Source organism: Tardiphaga sp. 841_E9_N1_2, from assembly GCF_051811065.1.
In the GTDB taxonomy this organism is placed as follows: domain Bacteria; phylum Pseudomonadota; class Alphaproteobacteria; order Rhizobiales; family Xanthobacteraceae; genus Tardiphaga; species Tardiphaga robiniae.
The window spans coordinates 823,770-845,197 of the sequence record NZ_JBPWQC010000001.1 but is presented as its reverse complement, the minus strand read 5'-3'; the positions used below and the strand labels follow the sequence as shown (position 1 = coordinate 845,197).

At 58.4% G+C, this 21,428-nt stretch carries 27 protein-coding genes; 10 read left to right on the top strand and 17 right to left on the bottom strand.

Annotation, left to right across the window (positions count from 1 at the left end; all coding sequences use genetic code 11):
- Positions 1 to 2 precede the first annotated feature (2 nt).
- Positions 3 to 1,106, bottom strand: a complete 1,104-nt coding sequence (locus AB8A50_RS03905) for an alkene reductase (protein ID WP_439079915.1) — start codon at positions 1,104 to 1,106, stop codon at positions 3 to 5.
- Positions 1,107 to 1,158: 52 nt separating this feature from the next.
- On the opposite strand from AB8A50_RS03905, the gene AB8A50_RS03900 reads away from it, so the two are divergent.
- Entirely contained in the window at positions 1,159 to 1,290 is a 132-nt protein-coding gene (locus AB8A50_RS03900) for a hypothetical protein (protein ID WP_439063657.1), read from the top strand.
- 34 nt (positions 1,291 to 1,324) lie between these two features.
- Here the strand turns inward: AB8A50_RS03900 and AB8A50_RS03895 are convergent, their stop codons facing one another.
- Complete coding sequence (locus AB8A50_RS03895) at positions 1,325 to 1,711, bottom strand: nuclear transport factor 2 family protein (protein WP_175367321.1); 387 nt, start codon at positions 1,709 to 1,711, stop codon at positions 1,325 to 1,327.
- A 132-nt stretch (positions 1,712 to 1,843) separates the two neighbouring features.
- Here AB8A50_RS03895 and AB8A50_RS03890 point away from each other — a divergent pair, with 132 nt between their 5' ends.
- Positions 1,844 to 2,476, top strand: coding sequence for a TetR/AcrR family transcriptional regulator (locus AB8A50_RS03890; RefSeq protein ID WP_175367322.1), 633 nt, complete (start codon positions 1,844 to 1,846; stop codon positions 2,474 to 2,476).
- A gap of 25 nt (positions 2,477 to 2,501) precedes the next feature.
- Here the strand turns inward: AB8A50_RS03890 and AB8A50_RS03885 are convergent, their stop codons facing one another.
- Positions 2,502 to 2,876, bottom strand: a complete 375-nt coding sequence (locus AB8A50_RS03885; RefSeq protein ID WP_175367323.1) for a hypothetical protein — start codon at positions 2,874 to 2,876, stop codon at positions 2,502 to 2,504.
- 450 nt (positions 2,877 to 3,326) lie between these two features.
- On the opposite strand from AB8A50_RS03885, the gene AB8A50_RS03880 reads away from it, so the two are divergent.
- Positions 3,327 to 4,523, top strand: coding sequence for an MFS transporter (locus AB8A50_RS03880; RefSeq protein WP_439076945.1), 1,197 nt, complete (start codon positions 3,327 to 3,329; stop codon positions 4,521 to 4,523).
- Positions 4,524 to 4,647: 124 nt separating this feature from the next.
- Positions 4,648 to 5,076 (top strand): hypothetical protein, encoded by a 429-nt coding sequence (locus AB8A50_RS03875; protein ID WP_184515913.1) that lies wholly within the window; start codon positions 4,648 to 4,650, stop codon positions 5,074 to 5,076.
- Between the two features lie 27 nt (positions 5,077 to 5,103).
- Here AB8A50_RS03875 and AB8A50_RS03870 read toward each other — a convergent pair whose 3' ends face one another.
- Positions 5,104 to 5,511: a hypothetical protein gene (locus AB8A50_RS03870; RefSeq protein ID WP_139285848.1), complete on the bottom strand. Its 408-nt coding sequence runs from the start codon at positions 5,509 to 5,511 to the stop codon at positions 5,104 to 5,106.
- A gap of 513 nt (positions 5,512 to 6,024) precedes the next feature.
- Between AB8A50_RS03870 and AB8A50_RS03865 the strand changes: the two genes are divergently transcribed.
- From AB8A50_RS03865 to AB8A50_RS03845, 5 genes are all read left to right on the top strand, one after another.
- Entirely contained in the window at positions 6,025 to 6,354 is a 330-nt protein-coding gene (locus AB8A50_RS03865; protein WP_439076944.1) for a hypothetical protein, read from the top strand.
- A gap of 244 nt (positions 6,355 to 6,598) precedes the next feature.
- Entirely contained in the window at positions 6,599 to 6,853 is a 255-nt protein-coding gene (locus AB8A50_RS03860) for a hypothetical protein (protein ID WP_439076943.1), read from the top strand.
- Between the two features lie 50 nt (positions 6,854 to 6,903).
- Positions 6,904 to 7,494, top strand: coding sequence for a hypothetical protein (locus AB8A50_RS03855; protein ID WP_439076942.1), 591 nt, complete (start codon positions 6,904 to 6,906; stop codon positions 7,492 to 7,494).
- A 298-nt stretch (positions 7,495 to 7,792) separates the two neighbouring features.
- Entirely contained in the window at positions 7,793 to 8,023 is a 231-nt protein-coding gene (locus AB8A50_RS03850) for a hypothetical protein (protein ID WP_439076941.1), read from the top strand.
- A gap of 449 nt (positions 8,024 to 8,472) precedes the next feature.
- Positions 8,473 to 8,607, top strand: a complete 135-nt coding sequence (locus tag AB8A50_RS03845) for a hypothetical protein (protein WP_439076940.1) — start codon at positions 8,473 to 8,475, stop codon at positions 8,605 to 8,607.
- A 327-nt stretch (positions 8,608 to 8,934) separates the two neighbouring features.
- On the opposite strand, the gene AB8A50_RS03840 is transcribed toward AB8A50_RS03845, so the two are convergent.
- The 5 genes from AB8A50_RS03840 to AB8A50_RS03820 all read right to left on the bottom strand — a co-directional run bounded on the left by AB8A50_RS03840 (position 8,935) and on the right by AB8A50_RS03820 (position 11,400).
- The gene (locus AB8A50_RS03840; protein ID WP_439076939.1) at positions 8,935 to 9,240 is read right to left on the bottom strand and encodes a hypothetical protein; all 306 of its coding nucleotides are present in this window, start codon (positions 9,238 to 9,240) and stop codon (positions 8,935 to 8,937) included.
- Positions 9,237 to 9,614, bottom strand: a complete 378-nt coding sequence (locus tag AB8A50_RS03835) for a hypothetical protein (protein ID WP_439079914.1) — start codon at positions 9,612 to 9,614, stop codon at positions 9,237 to 9,239. The genes AB8A50_RS03840 and AB8A50_RS03835 overlap by 4 nt, the downstream gene beginning before the upstream one ends.
- 7 nt (positions 9,615 to 9,621) lie before the next feature.
- On the bottom strand, positions 9,622 to 10,113 hold the full coding sequence (locus tag AB8A50_RS03830; protein ID WP_439076938.1) for a hypothetical protein: 492 nt from the start codon (positions 10,111 to 10,113) through the stop codon (positions 9,622 to 9,624).
- A gap of 2 nt (positions 10,114 to 10,115) precedes the next feature.
- Entirely contained in the window at positions 10,116 to 10,889 is a 774-nt protein-coding gene (locus tag AB8A50_RS03825; RefSeq protein WP_439076937.1) for a glycoside hydrolase family 19 protein, read from the bottom strand.
- A gap of 73 nt (positions 10,890 to 10,962) precedes the next feature.
- On the bottom strand, positions 10,963 to 11,400 hold the full coding sequence (locus AB8A50_RS03820) for a hypothetical protein (protein ID WP_439076936.1): 438 nt from the start codon (positions 11,398 to 11,400) through the stop codon (positions 10,963 to 10,965).
- A gap of 52 nt (positions 11,401 to 11,452) precedes the next feature.
- On the opposite strand from AB8A50_RS03820, the gene AB8A50_RS03815 reads away from it, so the two are divergent.
- Entirely contained in the window at positions 11,453 to 12,592 is a 1,140-nt protein-coding gene (locus tag AB8A50_RS03815; protein ID WP_439076935.1) for a class I SAM-dependent methyltransferase, read from the top strand.
- Here AB8A50_RS03815 and AB8A50_RS03810 read toward each other — a convergent pair.
- From AB8A50_RS03810 to AB8A50_RS03775, 8 genes are all read right to left on the bottom strand, one after another.
- Entirely contained in the window at positions 12,579 to 14,012 is a 1,434-nt protein-coding gene (locus AB8A50_RS03810; protein WP_439076934.1) for a hypothetical protein, read from the bottom strand. The two genes, AB8A50_RS03815 and AB8A50_RS03810, sit on opposite strands and share 14 nt — an antisense overlap.
- Positions 14,005 to 14,445: a hypothetical protein gene (locus AB8A50_RS03805; RefSeq protein ID WP_439076933.1), complete on the bottom strand. Its 441-nt coding sequence runs from the start codon at positions 14,443 to 14,445 to the stop codon at positions 14,005 to 14,007. The genes AB8A50_RS03810 and AB8A50_RS03805 overlap by 8 nt, the downstream gene beginning before the upstream one ends.
- A gap of 9 nt (positions 14,446 to 14,454) precedes the next feature.
- On the bottom strand, positions 14,455 to 15,309 hold the full coding sequence (locus AB8A50_RS03800) for a phage tail protein (RefSeq protein ID WP_439076932.1): 855 nt from the start codon (positions 15,307 to 15,309) through the stop codon (positions 14,455 to 14,457).
- A 67-nt stretch (positions 15,310 to 15,376) separates the two neighbouring features.
- Positions 15,377 to 16,618 carry a hypothetical protein gene (locus tag AB8A50_RS03795; protein WP_439076931.1) on the bottom strand — a complete coding sequence of 414 codons (1,242 nt, stop codon included), beginning with the start codon at positions 16,616 to 16,618 and terminating at the stop codon, positions 15,377 to 15,379.
- Positions 16,615 to 18,483 (bottom strand): cell wall hydrolase, encoded by a 1,869-nt coding sequence (locus AB8A50_RS03790; RefSeq protein ID WP_439076930.1) that lies wholly within the window; start codon positions 18,481 to 18,483, stop codon positions 16,615 to 16,617. The genes AB8A50_RS03795 and AB8A50_RS03790 overlap by 4 nt, the downstream gene beginning before the upstream one ends.
- A complete protein-coding gene (locus tag AB8A50_RS03785) occupies positions 18,483 to 19,484 on the bottom strand; it encodes a tail fiber domain-containing protein (RefSeq protein WP_439076929.1) in 1,002 nt (333 codons plus the stop codon). The genes AB8A50_RS03790 and AB8A50_RS03785 overlap by 1 nt, the downstream gene beginning before the upstream one ends.
- Positions 19,485 to 19,901 carry a hypothetical protein gene (locus AB8A50_RS03780; RefSeq protein WP_439076928.1) on the bottom strand — a complete coding sequence of 139 codons (417 nt, stop codon included), beginning with the start codon at positions 19,899 to 19,901 and terminating at the stop codon, positions 19,485 to 19,487. It lies immediately after the preceding gene.
- Entirely contained in the window at positions 19,898 to 21,406 is a 1,509-nt protein-coding gene (locus tag AB8A50_RS03775) for a hypothetical protein (protein WP_439076927.1), read from the bottom strand. Before AB8A50_RS03775 ends, AB8A50_RS03780 begins: the two co-directional genes overlap by 4 nt.
- Between the last annotated feature and the right edge of the window lie 22 nt (positions 21,407 to 21,428).

Here is a 21,428-nt window from a genome sequence, read left to right as displayed (position 1 = left end):
GATTACGATGCGCTGATCGGCCAATCGATATATCCCTTCGCACCGCCACCATAATATGCGTCTCGCGGCGCTTGAGCGAGCGCCACATCATATTGCAGCCGCGCAACCAGATCGGGATTGGCGATGAAGGGACGGCCGAAGGCGACTGCGTCGACCTTGCCCGCCCTGCGGCGATCGATCGCGAGATCGAGATCGTAGCCGTTGTTACCGATATACGGCCCTTCGAACTGAGCCCGCAACGCATCGAGATCGATGCCCGCCGGAATTTCGCGCGTACCGCCGGTCGCGCCTTCGACGAAGTGAAGATAAGCGAGATTGAAGCGATTGAGCGAGCGGATCAAATGGCCGTAGGTCGCCATCACGTCGCTATCCATCGGCGTGTTGCCGGCGTCTGGTGTGGTCGGTGACAGGCGTATCCCGACGCGGCCCGCGCCCCATGCGGGCAGCACGGCCTCCACCACCTCCTGGGTCAGGCGTGTCCGGTTCTCGATCGAGCCGCCATAGCGATCGGTCCGCTTGTTGGTGCTGTCGCGGATAAACTGATCCAGTAGATAACTGTTGGCCGAATGGACTTCGATCCCGTCGAATCCGGCGCGCTTGGCGTTATCTGCAGCACGAACATAGTCGGCGATCAGGCCGGGGATTTCGTCAGTCTCCAGCGCGCGCGGCATCGACACATCGACCATGCCGTCATTCGTGTAGGTCTGCCCCTCCGCCTTCACCGCGGAAGGCGCGACAGGCGCCTGCCCGTCCGGCTGGAGATCGACATGGCTGAAGCGGCCGACATGCCAGAGCTGCGAGACGATCTTGCCGCCGGCAGCATGGACGGCATCGGTCGCCTTCTTCCAGCCCGCGACCTGTTCGTCGCTCCAGATGCCGGGCGTCAGTGCATAGCCGCGCCCCTGCGGCGAGATGTTCGTCGCCTCGGCGATGATGAGGCCGGCGGTGGCGCGTTGCGCATAATAGGTGGCGTGCAGTTCGGTCGGTACGCCATCGTCACCCGCGCGGCTGCGGGTCAGCGGCGCCATGACGATGCGATTGGCAAGGTTGATGTCGCCCAGACTGACGGGCGAAAAAAGGTCGGTGCAGATCGAATTGTCGGTCATCGGTTTCATTTTCAAAATCTGGTTCAAGGCGGGTCAGGACATCAGTCAGCGTATGCGGCCACCGGCCGCGAATGATCTCAAGCTGTTCAGATCAATCGTGGCCGAGCCGGACGTCGAACGTGCAGTTCAGCGCATCAAGCTTCGCGGCGTGCCGGTGATCGGCACGAGGCTCACGGTGGGGTGACAATCGTCAATCGGCAGCGACGCCGCATCGATGATCAGCCCTCGTACTGGTGATAGACCTTCGCGACGATCTTCCAGCCGCCTGCATCCTTCAGCAGTGTATGGAAGTCGGTATAGTCGGCGCCGATCGCGTCCTTCTCCATGTCGACCCGGACGACCGCCGTAGTGGGCGTGATCGCCAGCACGTCGATCCGCGTCTTGATGTCTGGTGCTTTGCCGCTCTTGTCCACGAACTCGTAGAGATTGCGGATCGTGCCGGCCATCGGCGAACCATTGGTGAAGCCGTACATCACGGCATCTTCGTGAAACGCGCCACCGACATCCTTGGCGCTGCCGACGCGAAGACCGTCCACATAACTTTGCGCGACCGCAACAACGGCGTCGAAGTCGGCGGTTGGGACGGTCTTGATATTCCTGGTCATGACTGATCTCCTTTGAAAGCATTGATCTGCCGCGTAAAAATCACGTGACACTTACGGCAGACATATTGTAGTGATCGATACAAAACATATATGTAGCGATCGCTACGGAAAGTCAACCCGGATTCCGAAAAGATGCCTGCTTCCGATCCAGCTCCGAAAATCTCGCCGCACCGTACCAAGGGACGGCCGCGCAGCTTCGATCGCGAAGCCGCGCTGGAACAAGCGTTGAAAGTGTTCTGGGAAAAGGGTTTCGCACCAGCGTCGATCGCTGAGCTTTGTACGGCAATGGGGATCAACCCTCCCAGTCTGTACGCCGCTTTCGGTAACAAGGCCCAGCTCTTCCTGGAAGCTGTCGGCCATTACGAGCGGGTGTTCTGGGACGAGACGTGGGACGCGATGGACGGCGAACCCGACGTACGCCGGGCGATTACCACCTTCTTCGCAGAGGCCACCGCCATTCTAACCAAACCCGAGGCGCCGTGTGGCTGTATCGTGGTGCTGGGTGCAATCAACGTGCCGGCCGAGGCGCGTGACGTAGCCGACGCACTTAAGGCATTGCGGGATGAAGGGCGCCGGCTGTTCCTCGAGCGCCTGCGCCGCGGCGTCGTTGATGGTCAGTTGCCGGCAGACACCAACGTCGAAGCGGTTGCCAACACGCTCAACACGCTGTTGCAGGGCATGTCGATCGAGGCCAGCGACGGTGCTTCACGCGCGCAGCTCGATCAGGTAGCGGACTGCGCTACGGCCCTGCTGGCGAAGCGTTAGGTCGCCGTCACGGAAAAAGATCGCGTTAGTTCGCCACGATCTTGGCGATGCACAGCACCACGATGATGCCGAGGAACAGCAGGTCGATATAGGACTTCATCTCGCCGGCCTGGCGCTGCTCGACCACGTCCTTCACGACAGCCTTGCGCGACGACACGGCAGAAGGGCCTTCACCGGCCAATCCACCAAGCCGGCGTGCTTCGAGTTCGAGCTTCTCGATCGCCTTGAAGAAGACGAAGGAGCGCAGCGCCGAGATCGCCCGCATGCCGGCATAGGCCAGCACCAGCGCCGCCACGATGGCGCGCTGCTGATAGGCGCCGACGAAGTTCAGGCTGAAATAGACCAGCGCCAGAAAGGCAAAGTTGGAGATGAAACGGTAGGCATAGCTCAGATATTTCATGTCCGCTCCGGAAGATCGACGCTACCGGCCATGTCTAGCTGCCGGACGGCGGCGTTGCTACTGGCAAGTCGTTACCCGAGCGCTAAAGGATGATGACAACTGCAATGCATCTGGAGATTTATCCGCAACGCGCCAACGGACTTTTGTCAACGACGGCGCGTGACAGTCAGCGCGCTGCGGCCGGCCGAGGAGCGGCTGGCATGCTCGGCCCGGCGCGATGATGTCTACGGCGGCTCCGGTAGCAAGATCACGACGTCATGTTCGGGCACCGTGCCATAAGCGCGACCGTGCGGCAGCGCTTCCCGCCCTATACAACCTTGACAGAGGAACCTGCTTCGCCGTAACCAGCCGTCATTGCAGGGTGCCTCCCCGCCGTAAGCGTTAACGTCACTCAACGTGCTCAGCTCCGGACAGCCCCAATGTGGCTGGCCGCCTCGAAAGCACGTCGACATGAATCAGAACGCTCCTCCAAAATTCAAAGCTGCGTCCAAGCCTGCACCGCTCAGCCGTGACGACCGCAAGAGCCTGATCAAGCAGGTGCTGATCGTCTTTTTCGGCTTCCTCTCGGTCGGCCTGCCGCTGCCGCCGATCTCGCTCTACATACACGACCAGCTCGGCTTCTCGGCCGGCGTGATCGGCTTCGCCATCGGCATCCAATCGGTGGTGACCGTGCTCACCCGCCACCGCGCCGGCACGCTGAGCGACCATCACGGCGCGCGCTACGCGATCCGGCTCGGCCTGCCGCTCTCGGCGCTGGCCGGCCTGTTCTATCTGCTGGCTGCCACCCTGCCGCTGCCGGCCGAAGGCAAGCTCACGCTGCTGCTGATCGGCCGCGTCGCGCTCGGCTTCGGCGAAAGCCTGTTCATCACCGGCGCCATGAGCTGGTGCATCGGACGGCTCGGCCCACACCGCACCGGTCTCGTGATGTCGTGGCAGGGCATCGCCATGTATTCGGCGATTGGATTGGGCGCACCGATCGGGCTCGCGGTCTACGCTTCGATCGGCTTTGCCGGCGTCGGCGTGCTTGCGGCCATCTCGCCGCTGATCGCGCTGGGGATCGCCTACGCCATCCCTGATGTGCCTGTGTCGGGCAGCACCGAACGCACGCCGTTCTACAAGGTGATCGGACTGATCTGGCGTTCCGGCACGGTGCTGTTCCTCGCCACCATTCCCTTCGCGGGGATCACCGGCTTTCTGGCGCTGACCTATGTCGAACGCGGCTGGTCCGGCGCAGGCATCGCGCTCGCCGCCTTCTCGACCGGATTCATCTTCGTGCGCCTGGTCGGCAGCCACCTGCCCGACCAGTTCGGCGGCGCGCGCGTCGCGATGACATCGCTGGCCATCGAGGCGCTGGGCCAGGCGCTGATCTGGCTATCCACGAGTCCGATGCTCGCACTGCTCGGCGCGCTGGTCACCGGCATCGGATTCTCGCTGATCTTTCCCTCGATGGGTGTCGAAGCCACGCGCCGCGTGCCCATCGAACAGCGCGGCCGCGCGGTGGCGAATTTCATCGCCTTCTTCGACCTGGCGATCGGGCTGACTGCGCCGGTAGTTGGATATGCGGCGGGCGTTTTCGGCTATGGCGCGACATTCGTGATCGGGGCTGTCGCAGCGATCTGCGCGCTGGTGCTGGCGATGTCAGGCTGAGAGCTCGCGACGGCATTTGCGCATCACCCCTCCCTCAAGATCGACAGCCGCACTTGCCCTCTCCTTCTGGTTGATATTGGATGGAGAGGTACACTTTTAAGCGACAATCTTTTGGAGGACGGAAATGCTGGAATTGCCCATTGCAGCTTCGGGACTTTCAATACTTGCATCGCTGCTCAGCATCGGGCGTTCAGTGAAAGACCTGATGGCCACCCAGAACCTCAGCACAGATCAGGCACTGGACAAATTTAAGGGAAACGCATCCGGGACCAACGCAGAGGTGCTGGCGATGAAGGGAAGCGACAGCGCAATCAAATCGATTGTCATCATCCCAGGCCAACTCCTTGATCAACTCGTGTCCGAGATCAATGGCTGCGTGGACCGACAGGTCGAAGCACGCAAGAAAGCCAAGAATCAGGCTGGCAAGGACAAGGCCGACCGTGCCGCGGCAGTATGTGTGTGTAGCGGCTTGGGCAGCATCAAGCTGCACAATAGCGGGAAGCTACCAGAGGGCACGCTTCGCGACTTGTGGAAGGCCTATGGCTGCAACTAGCCTTTGGCGACTAGCTCAAGCAGACCTTCATTGCACAAGCCATTCATCCGGATCACGAGCAGTACGATACTGACTGACCATTTCTTCAAGATGCAAGGAAAGCAGGTCTTTCACCGATAGCCGTTCAACCTCTCGGGTCAATGAGGCGCTCGGCCACATCACGCGGCACATGCCATTTCCCAAAAAAGCCACTTCGACCGCTTTCATCTCATCATGCATTTGGACGAGCCACGTCAGAACCAATATTTGTTCTTGTGACGCTGCCGTCGCCCCTGAAATCAACGGGCGATAGAAATTGTCGGGAAGGCTATCGAGATAGTACTCGGCGTCCCTGATCGCGCTTTCGATATTCGGATCATGAGATTTGCGACTGGCGGCCGGGCGACCAGCGATGAAATAGGCTCGGTCTCGAATCATTTTGTGCGGAAGTTGCATTCGACCTGCCTCAGAGCCACAACCCTAGATTAAAGCAAGAATCCGTCCAGTCTTGTCACTTTCTTGCAACAGCACACGTTCAAAGTGTTTGCAGAACAAATCACCACAACGGCGATTTTAAGGATTTCCGATTACGAAACTCCCAATCGTCAACCTATACGATTCCGTCCGAAAAAACTATCGCTAGTAGTTACAGCGACGTCACACCACCACCGAATGTTGGCTCCTGCTCCGACGGCGCGAGGTTCTGGCCGTCGCCCGGACGGAGCTGTCAGGGGCGCAATACAAATCTCAGCCTATCATCCTACGATGAGAAAAGCCGGCTCGTTTACCCGATATGGCAGCAGTCTTTTGATGTGTGTGAGGTGTGGTGCGCTCGGAGGGTGTGGGATAAAGGTTTGAAATCAACTAGTTGCGGCAATAGTGAGGGGATTAGAGCCCTTTGAGCCACAAAGGTTATTTTGAACACACCCCTCACCTTTGGGCCGCCGTCTCCCTAACCGGGAGAAGCAAATGACCGAAGCTACCGCCACCCGCTCCGAACTGCTCAAGATCCGCCGCCGGCAGGACAAGTCGCTCGTCCAGGTGCGCCGCGACCTTCATCACTTCCGCACCAAGATTGGCGCCCGAACCCCGTTCGGTATGCGGATCAGCCACGCCATCGAGACCTCCGGCAATTGCCTGAAGGCGTCGGAGGATTACCGACCGATCCTGCTGCAGTCGCTCGCCGCCCAGCTCAGCGGCATTGAGCAGCACCGGGCCGGCGTGCCCCTGCTCAACACCCGCGCGCGGATTCCGCATCCCGGCCGCCAGGTCAATTTTGACCTACCCGCACATCAGTAAGGCAGGAAACAGCCATGCGCCCGGAGTATTGCCCTGACCTCGATGCCGACGATCTGGTCTTCCCCGTGGGCCCGCACCGACCGTGCCCGGCCTGTGACGCGACCGTCGAAGGCAAGGATCCTGTGCGCGGCGTCTGTCAGGCGCGCCACAACGGACCAAAGCCGCGACCGCTTATCCGCCTTGTCCTAGTCGACAAACAAACTGGCGAAATCATCTAGTCACCCACCAACACGGAAGAAGCCCCATGACCTATCAGGCCGAAGTCGCGAAAGAATACCTGCGCAACGCGTTCCAAAGCGGAGCCCTCGACGTTACCGGCAGCTTCGAGGCGGTCAAGGGCTTCGTCCAGATATTTGCCGGCGAGATGGATGCGCTGATCGCAATCAGCCATTGCCTGTATCTGGAGGATGACGAGCGGAAGGCCTTGCTTGTCATCGCCAAGCCGACCGACGAATCCGTGCGCCACTACAAGGCCTGGCTTGAACGAGCGACCGCCTAGCACTGCCCCCAGAGCCGCCACACCCACTACCGCACTCACGGAGATTCCAGATGCCGACCGGATACACCCACCAAGTTTGCGACGGAAAGATTACCGAGTTCCCGGACTTCGCTATGACATGCGCCCGTGCTTTCGGCGCACTGATCATGATGCGCGATGATCCGGCGGACAAACCAATTCCCGACGAGATCGCGCCAGAGACGGCCTACTATGACATGCGGATCGCCGAGAACATGGCCCGAATGGGCGACGTGCAGGCGATGACAAATTCAGAGGCCGATGCGGCTGCGGCGGCAGAACATGCCAAAGCCATGGAAAGCCGAGCCAAGTATCTGCTCGAAAAGGACGCTGAAGCTGCGCGCCTCAATGCCATGCTCCTGAAGGTCCATCAGTGGCAGCCGCCCACACCCGACCACGTTGAGATGAAGAAATTCATGATAGACCAGCTCACGATCTCAATGCCTGGCAACTACACGCCATCCATTCCAGTTGCTATGGGCGGTGTCTCTTGGCGTAAGAAAACGATCGACGATCTGTCCGCCGAAATCGTTCGCAACCAAAAGGAGCGGGAAAAGGAGATCGAGCGCGCAGCCGGGCGGACAAAGTGGGTTCAGGACCTCCGGTCGTCCCTCGCCGCTTGACGGCCCTTTTGTTCATGGCAGTGAGAGCAGCACACCGATGTCCCACAAGACGTTCAATGATCCGCATGGTACGAGCGACGAAGCCCGACAGGGGTTGCTCGATAACCACTGCGAGCATCGGCCCAAACGGCACCGCACAAAAGGCCGCCGCGTGCGCCTATCAATCGCAAAACGGCAGCGCATAAAGCACCATCTGGCGATGCAGAAGGCCGCGCGCGCAAAACACTTTGCTGCCGTTCGAGCTTATTGGTCTGGCGCCGGAGACCATCCATAACACTTGCTACCAAAGGAGATCGAGATGAAGAAGCGCGTGCGCATGTTCCCAGACGAACCGCTAGGCAAGCCTGTTAAGCGATTTGAGGATACTTTCAGCGCCGAGACGGTGATGATGGAAACGTTTTTCCCAGAGGCGAAAGCCGAGCAAATTCAGGCCATCGACGATGTGGTTGCGCCCGAATTTGCATCTGGAGGTTGGGTAACTGTCGAAGACGAAAACACCGCGGCACCCGCTGTGCCCATCATGGAGTGACAATGGAGATGCCAATGGAAGTCACCCCAAAGCGCGGAGATCCTGGTTGGGAGCAATATCGCGCGTGCACAAGAAAGGCCCGGTATGCCGAAGCCCCGACAGGTCACGCGGGATGGTTTCGCTCGTATCGGTGCAAGTTTTGCGATGGTTGGCATCTGACGAGCAAGCCTAGGACGGGCAGCCTGAAGCATGAACTGACCGCTCGCGATACGCTACGCCGCACTACCCCAACGGTCATGGAATAGGAGGGCTGGGCTGATGTTTGGGATACCGCCGGAATCCGACTTGACCGTGAGACGAGCGGCGCCCTCGGAGGCCGCCTACAAAGCCGTGTCTGCATGGTTCGAGGACGATATAACAACCGAACTATTCCTGCGAGAACTGGCTGAAGCTGGGTTCAAGGTCATGCCTTTGTCGCAGCCCCGCACTCCCGAATAAGGAACACGACCATGGATGAGATTTTATCGTCAGAGGTCCGCGACGGATGCGTTTATGTCACCACGAAGCTCTGGATCTACCAGATTTCGATCGATCACAAAGGATACCCGATCACGATCAGGGTCGGCCCGGTACCGCACACATGACCAATCTCCGTGACGCCCTCCCCGCCATCGGGTAAAATGACAGAAAGAACACAATGCAGAAGCTTACAATCGATGACCAATGGAACTTAGTTTTCTTGTTAGATAGTCTGCTCCAGCACGATCTTGGCGACCTCCCTGAGCTAAACCAAGGGAACTGGTCAAGGCGGAATATAGAAGCCCTGTGGCGCGACCTTAAGAAAGGCCCATTACCTGATTTGCGCTCGTCCTAACCGCCCTTCCTCCACTCCCACCATTCCTGAATAGCGGCGCCTACCATCAGGAGGGCTATCACGATCAGGTAGGCGAGAATAAACTTGAGATGTGGTGTCACCGCATTTTCGTCGGGAAAGGCTCTTTACGGAGGATGGATTTGATCTCGCTTATCCCATCCTGAACAGCCTCCAAGCGCGTCTCCACCTTGGTTAGCCGGTCTCCCTGTGGAGCCGTTGCTGTGGTCTGCTGCTCTAGGCGCTCGATCCGGGAATCGGCCTTGGATGCCCACCAGATCGCGATGGATGTCTGGCTTCCGATTGTCAGGAAGAATCCGACCAGGAGCGCGACAGGAATTTTGCGGTCAACGTGCCACCGCTCGTCACTCTTATCGATCACTGCGGCTGGTACTTTCTTCGTCATTTCTTGATAATCCGGGCCACGTTTTCAAAGGTACGCTTACCGAAATAGAAACTGACAACAGCCGTCGCGACGGTGCCAGACCAACCAATCAAAGGGTCCGTCGTTCCCCAACCAAGGCACTTGTCGTAGATCAAGAGCTTGGCGAAGTAGAAGGCCACGGTATAGCCCATGATCTTCTCAGGCTCCCACCAGTACCCGAGCGAAGCTATCCGATACTGAGTGATTGCCTGTGTCTCGGCAGTCTGCGCCGCTATCTCACCGGCAGCCAAATCGGCGGCAATCCGGCTTTCGACGTTGCCGGCTTTCAGCTTGGCGTTATAGGCGTCGATCAGGCCCTTGATTACCGGGCCGCCAAGGAAGCTAATTATGGCCATCCACACGTTAGGCCGCCTTCGCGTCGTTCACCGCGGCAACCGCCACATCCTTCGACACCTCGGCATTGACCAGCGCCTGAGCGACGGCCGGCGTAACATCCTTGGACGACACCGCCACGACCTCCAGCGGCTTCGTGGTGCGCCTGCGAAGGAAGCCCATGACGCGGGCCAGACCGAAGACAAAGCCAGCCATAGCGACCCCCCTAAGGTCCGGAGCTACATGAAGGAAGTCGAACAGTCGGGTCGTAATCGGTGTCATGTCGTAGCTGGTGGCAAAGATCGCAATAGAATCGTAGGAGCCGACAATCAGGCTGCCGAGTTCGAGCAGCCGGGACACCAGCATCGTTTCAGACTTCTTGAAAACCTTCACTTCGAACGGCTCAATCCAGGTAAAGAAGCCCTGGGCCCAACCCTTGGTTTTGAGCCACGCCCGCAGCCACATTGCATAGACGAGCAACAACGCGCCGATCAGGGCCAGCGCCAGAAGAAAATAAGTCACGGTTAGGCCTTTCCGAAGATGGATGTGAAGCGAGCCCAGAAACTGGGCGGCTCGGGAGGTGGCGGGGCGACAATCAGTGGCGCCGGCTGCTTGGTCGGGATGGAATTGATCACCGGCACGATGTCAGCCACGATCGATAGCTTCTTAATGATGGGATCGTTGCCGGCCATCATGGCGCGTCGATCCGCCATGCCGTTCGTGCCGCCGTTCCAGAGCTTCACGCAGCCCTCGAAATCGCCCGCGTCGGCCTTGATGTTGAGGTTCTTCCAATCCCAGAACGCGGCGCAAATCTCGGGCTGATACTGCGCCTCGCAGGCCAGTTCAGGATTGCCGACCAGATCCAGCCCGGCGCGCTTGCCGACCTGTGTATAACCGTCCCTTCCCGTCACCTGGGGACCGCCGCGGCCGATAAATAGCGAGCCGTCCGAGGTGTTGGGCCGATTGCCCATGCGGCTGCCATAAATGTCGTCGAAGGCCTTCTTCTGCCAGCCTGGCGCAGTGCCATAGGCATAGCGCACGTCTGAGGCTGACTTGAACCGATTGGGCCACACCGCAGCCATCCGTTCAGCGGTGTAATTGATGTTTTCGGTGAGGTTGCGGATCGTGAACCCGCCGCACTCGTGCTCGATATTCGCGAAGAAATAGGCCAGCCGATTGCGGGTCTTGTTGATCCCTGCCCTGGTCAGCACGTCCTGTTTCGAGACAAAAGCATCCAGCACCGCCTGAGGCGCGTTCGGAAACATCTGCCGCATTGCTGCGCCAGTCAGTTCGATCATGGGATCGCTCCGATGTTATGGAATCAAAAAGCCGCCTCTGAGGGCGGCAGAAGCGGCGGGATGTGAAGGAGGATCAGGCGTCGAGCAGTTCGCCAGACATGGCCCAGCCATAAATCCATGCGTCGCCCGGCCCCGGATTGGCTCCAGCAGCAAGGCGAAGGTTCAGCTTCTTGCCGGCCGGGATGAAGTAGTCGCAATCCCAATTAATCGACGGCAGCAAATTCTCGACGCTCAAAGTGGTTGAGCGAGTGCCGCCTGACGAATAGGTCTTGAGGCAGATCGTGGTCGGAACCGCTTCTGTCGTTGATGTGCTGTCACCGATGTATGGGATCATTGCGGCGCCCCACAGAGGCTCGATGCCCAGCCTTTTCAGGCGCAGCACTTTCCCGGCTGGCACGGTATAGGGCAGCGTTACCTCACCCACGAGCCCGGTCGAATGTGTGTCCGGGTTGAGTTTTACGCTGTTTGCGGCCAGTTTCGTCTGCGCATAGGCAATCCATGGGTCGCTCATTTGATCTCCTCGTTCCGTGGTTGTAGGCTCCCGGCCCTTCAGGGAGACAAAAATGCAGCGCGTAAGCCGCGATAACGACGTTTCGTTCGATGACCTCAGGCAAAAGTGGCAGGAAGTCCCAATTGGCAACGACCGCGGCCGAACGAATGAAATCTCCCAAACCAGCGGCGCCGATCTGCTCGCGCTCCTGGAGAAGCACCGTTCTATCCGTGGCGAAGGCTCTGACTTCGGCTGGTACTTTCCGCTTTACAAAGATGCCTTTCGAGGAAAGCGCATTCTTGATGTAGGCTCTGGCCTTGGCATCGACGGGATGACGTTTCTAAAGTACGGCGCACATTGGACGTTCTCAGATATCGTCCGATCGAATCTCGATCTCGTGAAGCGCGCTATCAAACTGATTGGCCTCCCCGAAGACCATGCCGAATTTTTCTATATCGACACGCCAACATCGTTTCTAAATCTGGCCGCCGACTTCGATTTCATCTGGGCAGATGGCTCGCTTCTGCACATTCCGTTCGATGCCGCCCGCGACGAGTGCCACGCGATCATCTCTCGCCTAAAGGCTGGTGGCCGCTGGATCGAATTGACCTACCCAAAGAAACGCTGGCTTCGTGAAGGAAGCCCGCATTTCTCGAAGTGGGGTGAGGTCACTGACGGCGCGGGCACACAATGGGCCGAATGGTACGATATTGAGAAGATAAAGCGCCGCCTTTCACCAGCGAAGCTGCAAACGATCTTCTCTCACGATTTCTACAATGACTCCTGCAACTGGCACGATCTCCAGCTTTTGGAGAAGTTCGAATACGCCGGCCGCATTCCATTGCTGGAGCCAACCAACCTTTCGCTCAGCGCACTGTCGTCGTGCAACGGCTGCAAGATATCGGTTTCTCCTACGGGCGTGGAGATCACCACTGGATCTAGCAACTGGTCCTATGCTGCGATGCTGCCATTGAGAACACCAGTTGAAAAGATCGAGGTTGATTGCACTGTGACATCTGGCTCCATCGGCATCTCTTTCACCGACAAGGACAATCAACTCGTGAGCGTTGAGAAGATCGTTGACGCTGGCGACGTGTTGCCCGCGATTGTCGAATGCCGAACGCCGGAACTTGCCCGCAATATCCTGTTTCGGAATACATACGGCGCCGGGCCATCAAGAGCTACCATCAAGAAAATCATCACTGAATTCTAAACGCAGAAACGGTGCCGTCCTTTGAATTGCCGGTTCCGTTAAACAGCATTATACCGCCTGTCGTGGAAACGTCGCGGCAAGACATTCTAATGTTGCCAGCAGGCGAAGTGATAACGCCAGACAACGAGACTGAACCAACGACTGAGGTGGCGAGACCATAACCGCCGCTTGCGATAACAGTGGTTCCGTCCCAAAGCTTACAGTAGATGGCAGCAGGCCCAGTAGTATCTTGCACAAGCACACTCCCGCTTGCTACCCATGTTCCTGACGTGCCCTGCGCGACCGATGGTCCATCAAAGTAATTTGCCGTGTTATTCAAAGGAACATTAGCACCGATCGAGTTTGTCAAAGACGAAATTGACACCCGAATATCGTTGACGCTGTTCGTCAGACCCGTGCCGAGCGTGAACGCGCCAGTGTTGCCTGCGATGGATGAAACCGATCCGGCGGATGCGATTGACCCAACCGTAGCTTTCTTAAGCTGGCCGGCAGCGGCCGAATCTTCGATTACCACTAGATCCCCGGTGACGGGAGACGCCTTGCTAGTCAAGCTGGTGATGGTGAAAGCGGATTCATTTGCCAGCGACGTTGTCGCATTGCCGCTAAAGCTATTCGCCGCCACCTGAGCGAGATTGGCTCGCGTAATGCCATTGGTGGTCGACTGAAACGCGTATGTGCCTGCGCCGGTACGCGTCAGGAATCCCGTACTCGCAAATCCCGAGATGTTGTCGACGCAGGTGCCCGATGCGACAGCACAATTCGTGCCGCCGTTTGCTACAGGAAGTGTGCCGCTGACATGCGTCGTCAGACCGACCTTGCCCCAGCTTGAGACGACGCCGACGCCACCAGAGATCAGGACATTGCCCGTGGCCACAGCAGCGAGGCGAGCGAGCGTGCTGGTCGCATTGGCCTGCAGTAGATCACCGATGACAAATACGGACTGTCCAGTTCCGCCCTGCGCTGCCGTCGCCGTGCCGGAAATATCCGTGAACGCAGGTTGGGTGCTTGTCGGGACGCCCGATGTCGAGATCGAGTTGAGCCACTGGCTCGCAACTGAAGTCTTCGACTGAACCCCGCCAAGCGTCGACGCGGATGGATTTGGGAGATCTGCACCCACAAGTGCCCTGAATGTGGGGTTAGCTGCGCCGCCCGACGTGGGGCCGGAAAAGACCGTGTTCGCAGTCTGCGTACCGAAAGCAGGCCCCGCGATTGTCTGGAAGGTAGGATCAGACGAGGCGCCATTGCTGACCAGCGACTGACCAGCCACACCAGGCGCAGCGAATTTGAACCCCGTGCCGGACCCGCGACCGATCGGGACGGAGTGATCAGGCGTCTGCCACTGCGCAGAGACAGGATTGCAGGCAATAAAAAAGGCCGCCGAAGCGACCGCAAAAGACCGAAGGATTTTCATTTTAGACATACCACCCGTTCAGTGTCGTGGAGGGATAGAGCGTGACCGAACCGAGCTGAGCTGAGTTCGAGTAAACCGTGAATGTCGCTGCCTGCATGATTGTCTCGGCACCGGCAGGTGTGAGCGTGATCGTGTGAGCCGTGACGCCTGTTGACCAATCGACTATTGTCAGCGGAATTCCGTTCTGCAGCGTCACAGAGGGGAGTGTGAACGCAGACGCGCTTGGCGCTGCTTTCTGAATTACTGCCGCCGGGGTGCCTGCCGAGATTGCACCGTCCACCGTCAAAACTGTCGGCTCTTTCGGCATCGCATTGGTCAGCCCGTTATCGATGTCAGCGTAATATGCTGCTGCATCGTTGGGATCGATGACCGTCCCTGAAATAGGATCAGAGAACGAATTCGAGACGCGCGTGAAAACGCCCGTTGTCGGGTTACGTGGCATCTATCGATCCTAGAATTTGATGATGGGGGTCATCGCCATTGTGGCTTGGGCGATGGCGAATGCCGCACTATTTCCGCCCGTAGGAGTACCGGTGAAGCCTGCACTGATTCCGGTTCCGCTTACGCCAGTTTGGAATAGGCCAGGTCCCTGCATCAAAACGCCGCCGCCACCGGGACCTGCCGTAGTGCTAGTATTTGTTGAATATTGATGAGAATGCCCAGGGTCGCTGATGGATACCGAACCCGCTGGCGTAATCGGCGGCAGGTTAGACATCGTGAGGTTTTGCGTCGGGCCACCGACCGCTTGAGCCAAAACCGCCCCATACAGCCTGCCCGAACCGCCATCGAGACCAGCGTCTACGCGCCCAAGCGTATTGGGAACGTTGAATGTGGTCGCCCCGTCTCCAGACCCGAACGCCGTTCCGATAGCAGTGAAAAGATCAGCGTATGTGGTTCGAGATACCGCCTGTCCATTACGAAGCAGCCAACCCGCAGGAGCAGTTGCACCTGCAGTAAAACCAACAAAGCCAGGAGGAAGGGGGACGATTCCGTTCTGAGTAACGGCGCCCGTAAAATCCACGCCGGTCGTGGAGAACCGCGCGATCACAGTCCCACCACACGTAATAACCTGCTCATCGGAAGCTGACCGGCTCATACCCGTGTTCGGGTCGGCAGCGTAGGTGAAGCCCGTCGAAGCAAGCGGCAGAACCGCCGTCATTGCGCCTTGGCCGTCCCTCGGCAGCGAGTTCGTCAAGCCGTCCGCGATGTCCGAGAGATCGGAATTGACCGCAGATGACGAAATCGGCGTCTGAGACTGGAAAGCAGGTTGCGCAAGGTTGAATACCCCTGCTCCGTTTCGCGGCATGCGGTCTCTCCAAACAGAAAAAGGCCCGCGTGAAGCGAGCCTTGGAAGGTCAGTGATGTTGGTGGTGTTACTGGTTGTTAAGATCGCCCATCATGGCGCGAGCAATGGCAGCTCGTTTAAGTTCTTCAGCAGATGACACAGACGGTCCCGGCCTCGATTTTGCCAATGGCGAACGAGCGCGCGTCATCTCTTCCAGAATTCTGATTTGTCGATCGGTAGACATGTTGCTGATCTTTTTCAGACCGGCGCCGACGACAGGAATTGCCAGTCCAAGAGGGTTCCCTGTGGCAGCATAGCCTCCTGCACCAGCGACATAGGCACCAAGGCCGCCTCCGCCGCCCATCAGATTGCCAGCGATCCGCGATAGGTTGCCCGTCTTCGTGCCGCGGACGACACGCTCCATCTGCGCTAATTCTTCGGGAGAATAACCGGCTGACTTCTTGTCACTCGCGAGGATGGATTTAACTCTCTGACGGGTGGCATTACCGATGTTCTGTCCAGAATTTGCGGCTGCGGCGTTGAGGTCTGCAGCTTCGGCGGCTTCTGTGATCTGCTCAGATCGCTTGGCGGCTGCATAGTTTCCGCGGGCTTCGCTGAGTATTTTGGAGGCTTCGGGGGCAGATCCGCGAATAACATCCTCAGCAGGGAGGGCAGCCAGATAATCGTCAAGATGCTCCATAGCCCGTCGAGCAGCCAACTGCTCAGTTGGGTTAGCAAAGTCCTTGGCCGCGTGACCGAGAGACCGTCGAAGCGTTTCGAGGTTGGAAACGGTCGCGACGGATTCTGTGGGCGGGTTCGCAAGTTTACCAAGGATCGAGAAGGTTTTCGGGGCGAGAGTGGCATCGACGCCTTTTTCATTCAGGACTGCCCCGATTTTCTCACCGAGGACAGACACGGATTCCGGCTTGATCTCTACCCCAAGATCGCGAGCCGCATTATAGCCGCCCTTTGACGCTTCTTTCAATTCCTGAGTGGTTGGGACTACAGCTTTCCCCGCCATTGTGGGTGAAGCTTTCGGCGCCATTGGGCTGCCCAAGGTGGCCATATCGACCACGCGGCCAATATCTTTGGTGCTTTCCCCGCCCGGCATATTCTCCGATTGAGGAACCTGGGCCTTCCCCGTCATCACGTCGCCGGGCAGCGTCACGGCAGACTTAGCGGCGTCGTAAAGTCCGGTAGCTAGCTTCGCCGGCCATGTATCTGCCAGCCCAAATTTCTTCTTTTCAGTCTGCGCTCCGTCAATCACGAAGCCGGCCGGAAGATCGGTCGGTTTTGCATCAATGACGAAACCAGACGGGAGTTCGCTCATGCGAGTGGCTTCCATTGTCCGCCTTCGAAAATCATGCGTTCGCCGGTCTTCGGATTGGTGGCTGTTGCGCCTTCGGTCACGCTGCCTGCTTTGGGCGCCTCAGACGGTTTTGCTGAGGCAGGCTTTGACTTCGTATAGGCCCGATAACCTTCCATCGGATCGGGCAGCTCACGCAACATCTTCTCAGCTTGCGGGCGCGTAATCTCGCCATTGAGTGCCTTAGACCCGATCTCGGATGCTCTGATTTTGTTTTCCTGCAGCCCCTTCATAGTGGCCGCAGCAATGGCGTTGCCTTCTGGAGTGTTTCCGAGCGTCGGAAGTGACTTCAGGAAGTTCTTCAATTCGAAGTCGGACTGAGCGCCCGAGCCTGGGACGCGCATACTGGGCGCAACTCGATTTACGATGGCTTCAAAAGCCTGAATATCGCTGAGGCCCTTGATTGGGACGCCAATCGACTCTGCCCATGGGCCGAGGCGAGCCGTAAGCTCCGCGCCCTTGCCGGTGCCGATATTCTTGCCAAGTTCGGTCAGCGTATCGATGTCGGACACCATCTGCCGGGCCTTCTGGCCCTCTCCGGCTAGTTCATCGAACCGCTTGGCCTGAACCTTTCCGGCTTCGGTAGCGAAGCTGTTTTCGCCCTTGTCTACGTTGGTTGTGACGTTCGTTGCACCGGCCTTCTTCAACTCGGTCTTGAAATCCATGAACGAGCCTTTGTAGCCCTGAGACTGAGCAAGCTTGTATTCCTTCGTCTCGTCAGTCGGGGCGTCAGACTTTGTGTAATTCCCAAGCTGCTGAACCGCGAGCGCCTTCATGGTCGGGTTCTTGCTCGTCAGACCCTGAAGAATGCCGGGGATTTTGTCTTGGGGGACGCCCGCAAAGATGCCGCTAGGCTGAGTAGGCTGCACAGGAGGTGCACCCATGGCCTGAGCGACGGCAGGAGGACCGCTCGGAGCCGCAGTCGGAGGACCAGCCACTTGATACGGAGCCTGTGGGTCCTGAGGCTTGCCGCCGAAGAAACGATGATCGCCGATATCCTGACCGGGTCCCTGCGCCCATTTCGGCATGTCGCGACCGAGCGCAACCTGCGCCTTGGGAGCGATGAAGTTCATAGCGCCATTGGTCGGATCGGCTGGAGCCTGCCCGCCTTCGCCGTAAGCCATGGCAATAGCCTGCTCGGCCGCGGCGGCCTGTTTCGGATCGGCAGCAGCGGCTGACATCTTCGACCGGCCGGCTTCCGTATTCCATGGCTCGAACTGGTTCTTAGCAGTGACCACACCGGTTGGTGTATCGCCACCAAACCCGCCATTGACGGCGCGATTGCGGATCACACTTCCGACCGCATTCATGCCTTGCGGACCCTGATTGCCGGCCTCGCCAAGAATGGTCGCGATCATGGCCTTACGATCGATGCCGGACGGCGGATCGAGCGGTGACGGTTCGTCGTTCGTGTAGACCTTGCCGGGCGCAGATGGAGCGACTGGAGGCTGGGACGCTACCTGCGGGATTGGAGCGCCCATCGGGGGGGCGGATGCCGGGGCTGCGGGAGCCACTGGAGCGGGTTCGCCGCCACTGCCCATCGCTGAGGCCATCCGAGAAAAGATTGATGGTGCGGCTTCTGGGGCCGTAGGAGCGGGCAGGCCAGCGGCCTTGTACAGTTCAGCCGTTTGCTTGAATTGCTCGGCCTTCTGATCTTCATCGGCCTGATTGGTAAGATATCCACCGATGCCAGCGCGTGCGAGCTGGGCAAGACCCTGCGTCCAATGCTCGATCTTCTGAGGCTTTACGCCATCGTTAAGCATCGCCTCAGCAACCTTGCGGCGCCGAAGGATCGTGGATTCGTCATAGGTCCCACTGTCGGCCACCATTATGCAGCCTCCGTCACGCGGCCATAGTCCACGGCCATCAGACCATCGTCTCGAACAGCCACAGCATCAGGAATTCGTTCTGCAACCTCCTGCGCCATGACGCCCATCTCCATCAAGCCACGATTGCCCTTGTAGGAATAGGTATAGATCGGGAGGCCCTTGTCGGTATGACCAACGCGCGTGATATTCTCTTTCGCGCGGGCGTCCGAAGTTTTAAAGCCGCCCTGCGCCCATCCGCCCAGACCGGCACCGCCAAGGCCGAACAAGCCGCTCATCATCGCATTGTTCTGCGATAGAGCGCCCTGATACCCGACGTTCTGCTGGTTCAAGGACTGCTGGTTCGCACCGATGACATCGGTAGGCGCGACGCCGGGAGACGGCGTGCTGGTGAAATTCGGCTGGCTGACCTGGGAATTACCCATCAGTGCCGTGATTTCGTTGATCGGCTGATTACGCTCGGTCAGCGCTTCCTGAACAGCCTGCCCGCGTCCTGTCAGCAGAAGCTGGTTGTAAGCATCGTTCTTGCCCTGATCGAACTGTGTTCGCATCGTATCGTAAGCTTTGGAGCCCGGCCGAATGCCTCGATTAATCAGGTTGGTTTCGAGTGCATCGCTTTCACGCGCAAATCGCGGATCAAGCCGCTTCGAACCAAGCTCCATGAGCCTGGATTCCGTCGCTTCATTGCTGAGATCAACCGGGCTGCCGAGCAGCGACGCAATGCGGGCGCTCTGGTCCTTCCCGATTCCGGCGACATTCTGGCGCGTCTGCAAACCAGTATCGTAAATCGACTGCTCGCCAGCGTTAAGCGCCGTCGTCGCCTCGTACCGAGGCGTTCCATCAGACCACGTTCCGATCTGCTTGTAGCTGAGCGACCCTGTCGGAGTGTTCTGATTGGTCGCATTAAGGCCGTACTGCGTAATCGCAGTGTCTTTGTTCGCGGCAGACTGAGCAGCGGCCGTTGCAGCCGGATCGGGAGCAGCCGGGGCCTGTGGGCTATCCATCTAGAGTCTCCACCGAGCGCGGAAGTCGCTCAAATCATCGACAGTCAGGGCGAAACACACGGCGTCATGCTTCCCGTAGAAGCGCTTGGCGATACCTTCAAATCCATTCGGGAAAAGCTTGCTGAGGTTCCGTTTCACCGTCTTGTTCGTCATGCTCGTGTGCATCTGGAGCCTTGAGCACTTCAATTGCTCAAACACATAGCTAAGGACGGCCCTCCAACCATCCCGATGCACAACGCCCTTCCCCGCTAAAGACAACTCGATCCCGTCGCCATTGTAACCGGTGAAAACGTACCCGCCCGTAATCACACCGTCCTCATCGACAATGCCGATTGCCGTGTAAGGCGGATGAAATGGCTTGCCGGTGATCCTCGATACAAATTCAGCGACGAACTGGTCATGCCCGATGAGGATCATACGATTGAACCGTCTTCCATGCTGAGATCAAAGCCGTTCACGCGGAGGACGACTTCTGCGCCGTCCGAATACGTCCACTTGTTGACGCCCCAAAGACCGACGCCCCACACGGCACCGCCGGCAGTAACAGGACTATCAATGTCGATCGCCATGCGGATTGAAGCGCAGTAACCAAGTCCAGTTACCGAGGTCCAGTTTGACTGCGTGACGACCTGTCCGGCCCATAGTCCGACATCCCATAGCGCAATATCCCACAGCGCAGTCTGGGACGAAGGTGTGCTTGCAACCGAGATCGGTGCGAAGTCTTGGAAATCCACATTGAACGCAAGACCTGGATTAACCTGGTTGTCGGTCGTCAATTGCGGCCGGCACATCGTCCATCGCTTCTGGTTGCCGCGCTTCCCGTAGTAATTGAACGCGGTCATCATGTTGGCGCTCAGCCGGCGACCGTAATCTGTTCCGGATCGGTCGGCTTCGTACACAACGCCGTCATTACCGCCGAAATACAGGTTGTCCTGATAGACCTCCCAGCACGAGCCGTTCATGCCCGTGAACCGGCACCACGCACCGGACAGGGTATTCATGACGTATTGCTGTTGTTCACCGTTCTCAGACACCGGGACATTAAGGATTGCCCTCGTCCCTCGTGGATAGCCGATGATCTGCCAGCCAAAATTGTTCTTATAGTCCCGTGCCGACTGGTTCATCACGCGCTGGATATTCTTTGTCAGCGTAACTTGAGATACAGCCGCGCGATCGAAGATCAGCGCTTTCGACAAGGGAACCAGCCCATCGATGCAGATGATGGCAATGTCGGCGCTTACCTTCGTGATGCACCTGCGACCGATAGGAGAACCCATCGAATAGGTGCCAACGAGCGTAAAATCCGTGTTCGGATCGGTCCCGCTATAAACGGACACCTGACCGCGAGAGGAAATGAAAGCGATATAGTCGTCTGGACCATTGCCGCCGTCGAGTGACCACGATGCGATCTGCATCAGGTATCCGCCCATCGACCAATTGCCGCCGATAGGAAACACCGTAGCCGCCCCTTGGATGCTGTCTACACCAAGATATGCCGCGTCGCTGGTGCCGTTGATGGAGAACCACAGCCGCGCCTTATGAGGCGTGACGGTGATCAGATCGCTCCCGCTGACACCCGTAATCGCTGCAACCGCCCAGGTGGTACCGTCGAAATACTGGGGATCATCCGCACCGTTGACCATGTAGAGGAAGTTGCCGCCGGTCGTGGCGAAATTCGTGAATTGAAACCTGCTGTTGGCAAGCCCGCTTACCGCGGTAGAAGCTGGCGTTGCAGTGGCGAGATATATCTTGCCGCCAGACACCGCGAAGAGATCGTCAGTAGACGCACCCTCATAGGCCGCAACAGTCTCAACCGGTGCGCCTGACATCAGGTCGACGTGACGGACAAAACCCTTGCGAAGTTCGACCCAGTCAGGCTGGGGAAACCAGTTGTCGAGCGTGACAGCCCGATCCGGAGGCATATTCGCAATTGGGGAGATTGCG

Bases quoted from the DNA above. Each gene is read 5' to 3' on its own strand.
- AB8A50_RS03805 (WP_439076933.1), bottom strand. From the start codon at position 14,445: ATGCCACGTAACCCGACAACGGGCGTTTTCACGCGCGTCTCGAATTCG.
- AB8A50_RS03845 (WP_439076940.1), top strand. From the start codon at position 8,473: ATGGATGAGATTTTATCGTCAGAGGTCCGCGACGGATGCGTTTATGTC.
- AB8A50_RS03880 (WP_439076945.1), top strand. From the start codon at position 3,327: ATGAATCAGAACGCTCCTCCAAAATTCAAAGCTGCGTCCAAGCCTGCA.
- AB8A50_RS03790 (WP_439076930.1), bottom strand. From the start codon at position 18,483: ATGGTGGCCGACAGTGGGACCTATGACGAATCCACGATCCTTCGGCGC.
- AB8A50_RS03775 (WP_439076927.1), bottom strand. From the start codon at position 21,406: ATGCCTCCGGATCGGGCTGTCACGCTCGACAACTGGTTTCCCCAGCCT.
- AB8A50_RS03865 (WP_439076944.1), top strand. From the start codon at position 6,025: ATGACCGAAGCTACCGCCACCCGCTCCGAACTGCTCAAGATCCGCCGC.
- AB8A50_RS03855 (WP_439076942.1), top strand. From the start codon at position 6,904: ATGCCGACCGGATACACCCACCAAGTTTGCGACGGAAAGATTACCGAG.
- AB8A50_RS03900 (WP_439063657.1), top strand. From the start codon at position 1,159: ATGCGGCCACCGGCCGCGAATGATCTCAAGCTGTTCAGATCAATCGTG.
- AB8A50_RS03895 (WP_175367321.1), bottom strand. From the start codon at position 1,711: ATGACCAGGAATATCAAGACCGTCCCAACCGCCGACTTCGACGCCGTT.
- AB8A50_RS03810 (WP_439076934.1), bottom strand. From the start codon at position 14,012: ATGTCTAAAATGAAAATCCTTCGGTCTTTTGCGGTCGCTTCGGCGGCC.
- AB8A50_RS03815 (WP_439076935.1), top strand. From the start codon at position 11,453: ATGCAGCGCGTAAGCCGCGATAACGACGTTTCGTTCGATGACCTCAGG.
- AB8A50_RS03800 (WP_439076932.1), bottom strand. From the start codon at position 15,309: ATGCCGCGAAACGGAGCAGGGGTATTCAACCTTGCGCAACCTGCTTTC.
- AB8A50_RS03825 (WP_439076937.1), bottom strand. From the start codon at position 10,889: ATGATCGAACTGACTGGCGCAGCAATGCGGCAGATGTTTCCGAACGCG.
- AB8A50_RS03835 (WP_439079914.1), bottom strand. From the start codon at position 9,614: ATGGCCATAATTAGCTTCCTTGGCGGCCCGGTAATCAAGGGCCTGATC.
- AB8A50_RS03850 (WP_439076941.1), top strand. From the start codon at position 7,793: ATGAAGAAGCGCGTGCGCATGTTCCCAGACGAACCGCTAGGCAAGCCT.
- AB8A50_RS03890 (WP_175367322.1), top strand. From the start codon at position 1,844: ATGCCTGCTTCCGATCCAGCTCCGAAAATCTCGCCGCACCGTACCAAG.
- AB8A50_RS03860 (WP_439076943.1), top strand. From the start codon at position 6,599: ATGACCTATCAGGCCGAAGTCGCGAAAGAATACCTGCGCAACGCGTTC.
- AB8A50_RS03780 (WP_439076928.1), bottom strand. From the start codon at position 19,901: ATGATCCTCATCGGGCATGACCAGTTCGTCGCTGAATTTGTATCGAGG.
- AB8A50_RS03885 (WP_175367323.1), bottom strand. From the start codon at position 2,876: ATGAAATATCTGAGCTATGCCTACCGTTTCATCTCCAACTTTGCCTTT.
- AB8A50_RS03785 (WP_439076929.1), bottom strand. From the start codon at position 19,484: ATGGATAGCCCACAGGCCCCGGCTGCTCCCGATCCGGCTGCAACGGCC.
- AB8A50_RS03905 (WP_439079915.1), bottom strand. From the start codon at position 1,106: ATGACCGACAATTCGATCTGCACCGACCTTTTTTCGCCCGTCAGTCTG.
- AB8A50_RS03870 (WP_139285848.1), bottom strand. From the start codon at position 5,511: ATGCAACTTCCGCACAAAATGATTCGAGACCGAGCCTATTTCATCGCT.
- AB8A50_RS03875 (WP_184515913.1), top strand. From the start codon at position 4,648: ATGCTGGAATTGCCCATTGCAGCTTCGGGACTTTCAATACTTGCATCG.
- AB8A50_RS03840 (WP_439076939.1), bottom strand. From the start codon at position 9,240: ATGACGAAGAAAGTACCAGCCGCAGTGATCGATAAGAGTGACGAGCGG.
- AB8A50_RS03795 (WP_439076931.1), bottom strand. From the start codon at position 16,618: ATGAGCGAACTCCCGTCTGGTTTCGTCATTGATGCAAAACCGACCGAT.
- AB8A50_RS03820 (WP_439076936.1), bottom strand. From the start codon at position 11,400: ATGAGCGACCCATGGATTGCCTATGCGCAGACGAAACTGGCCGCAAAC.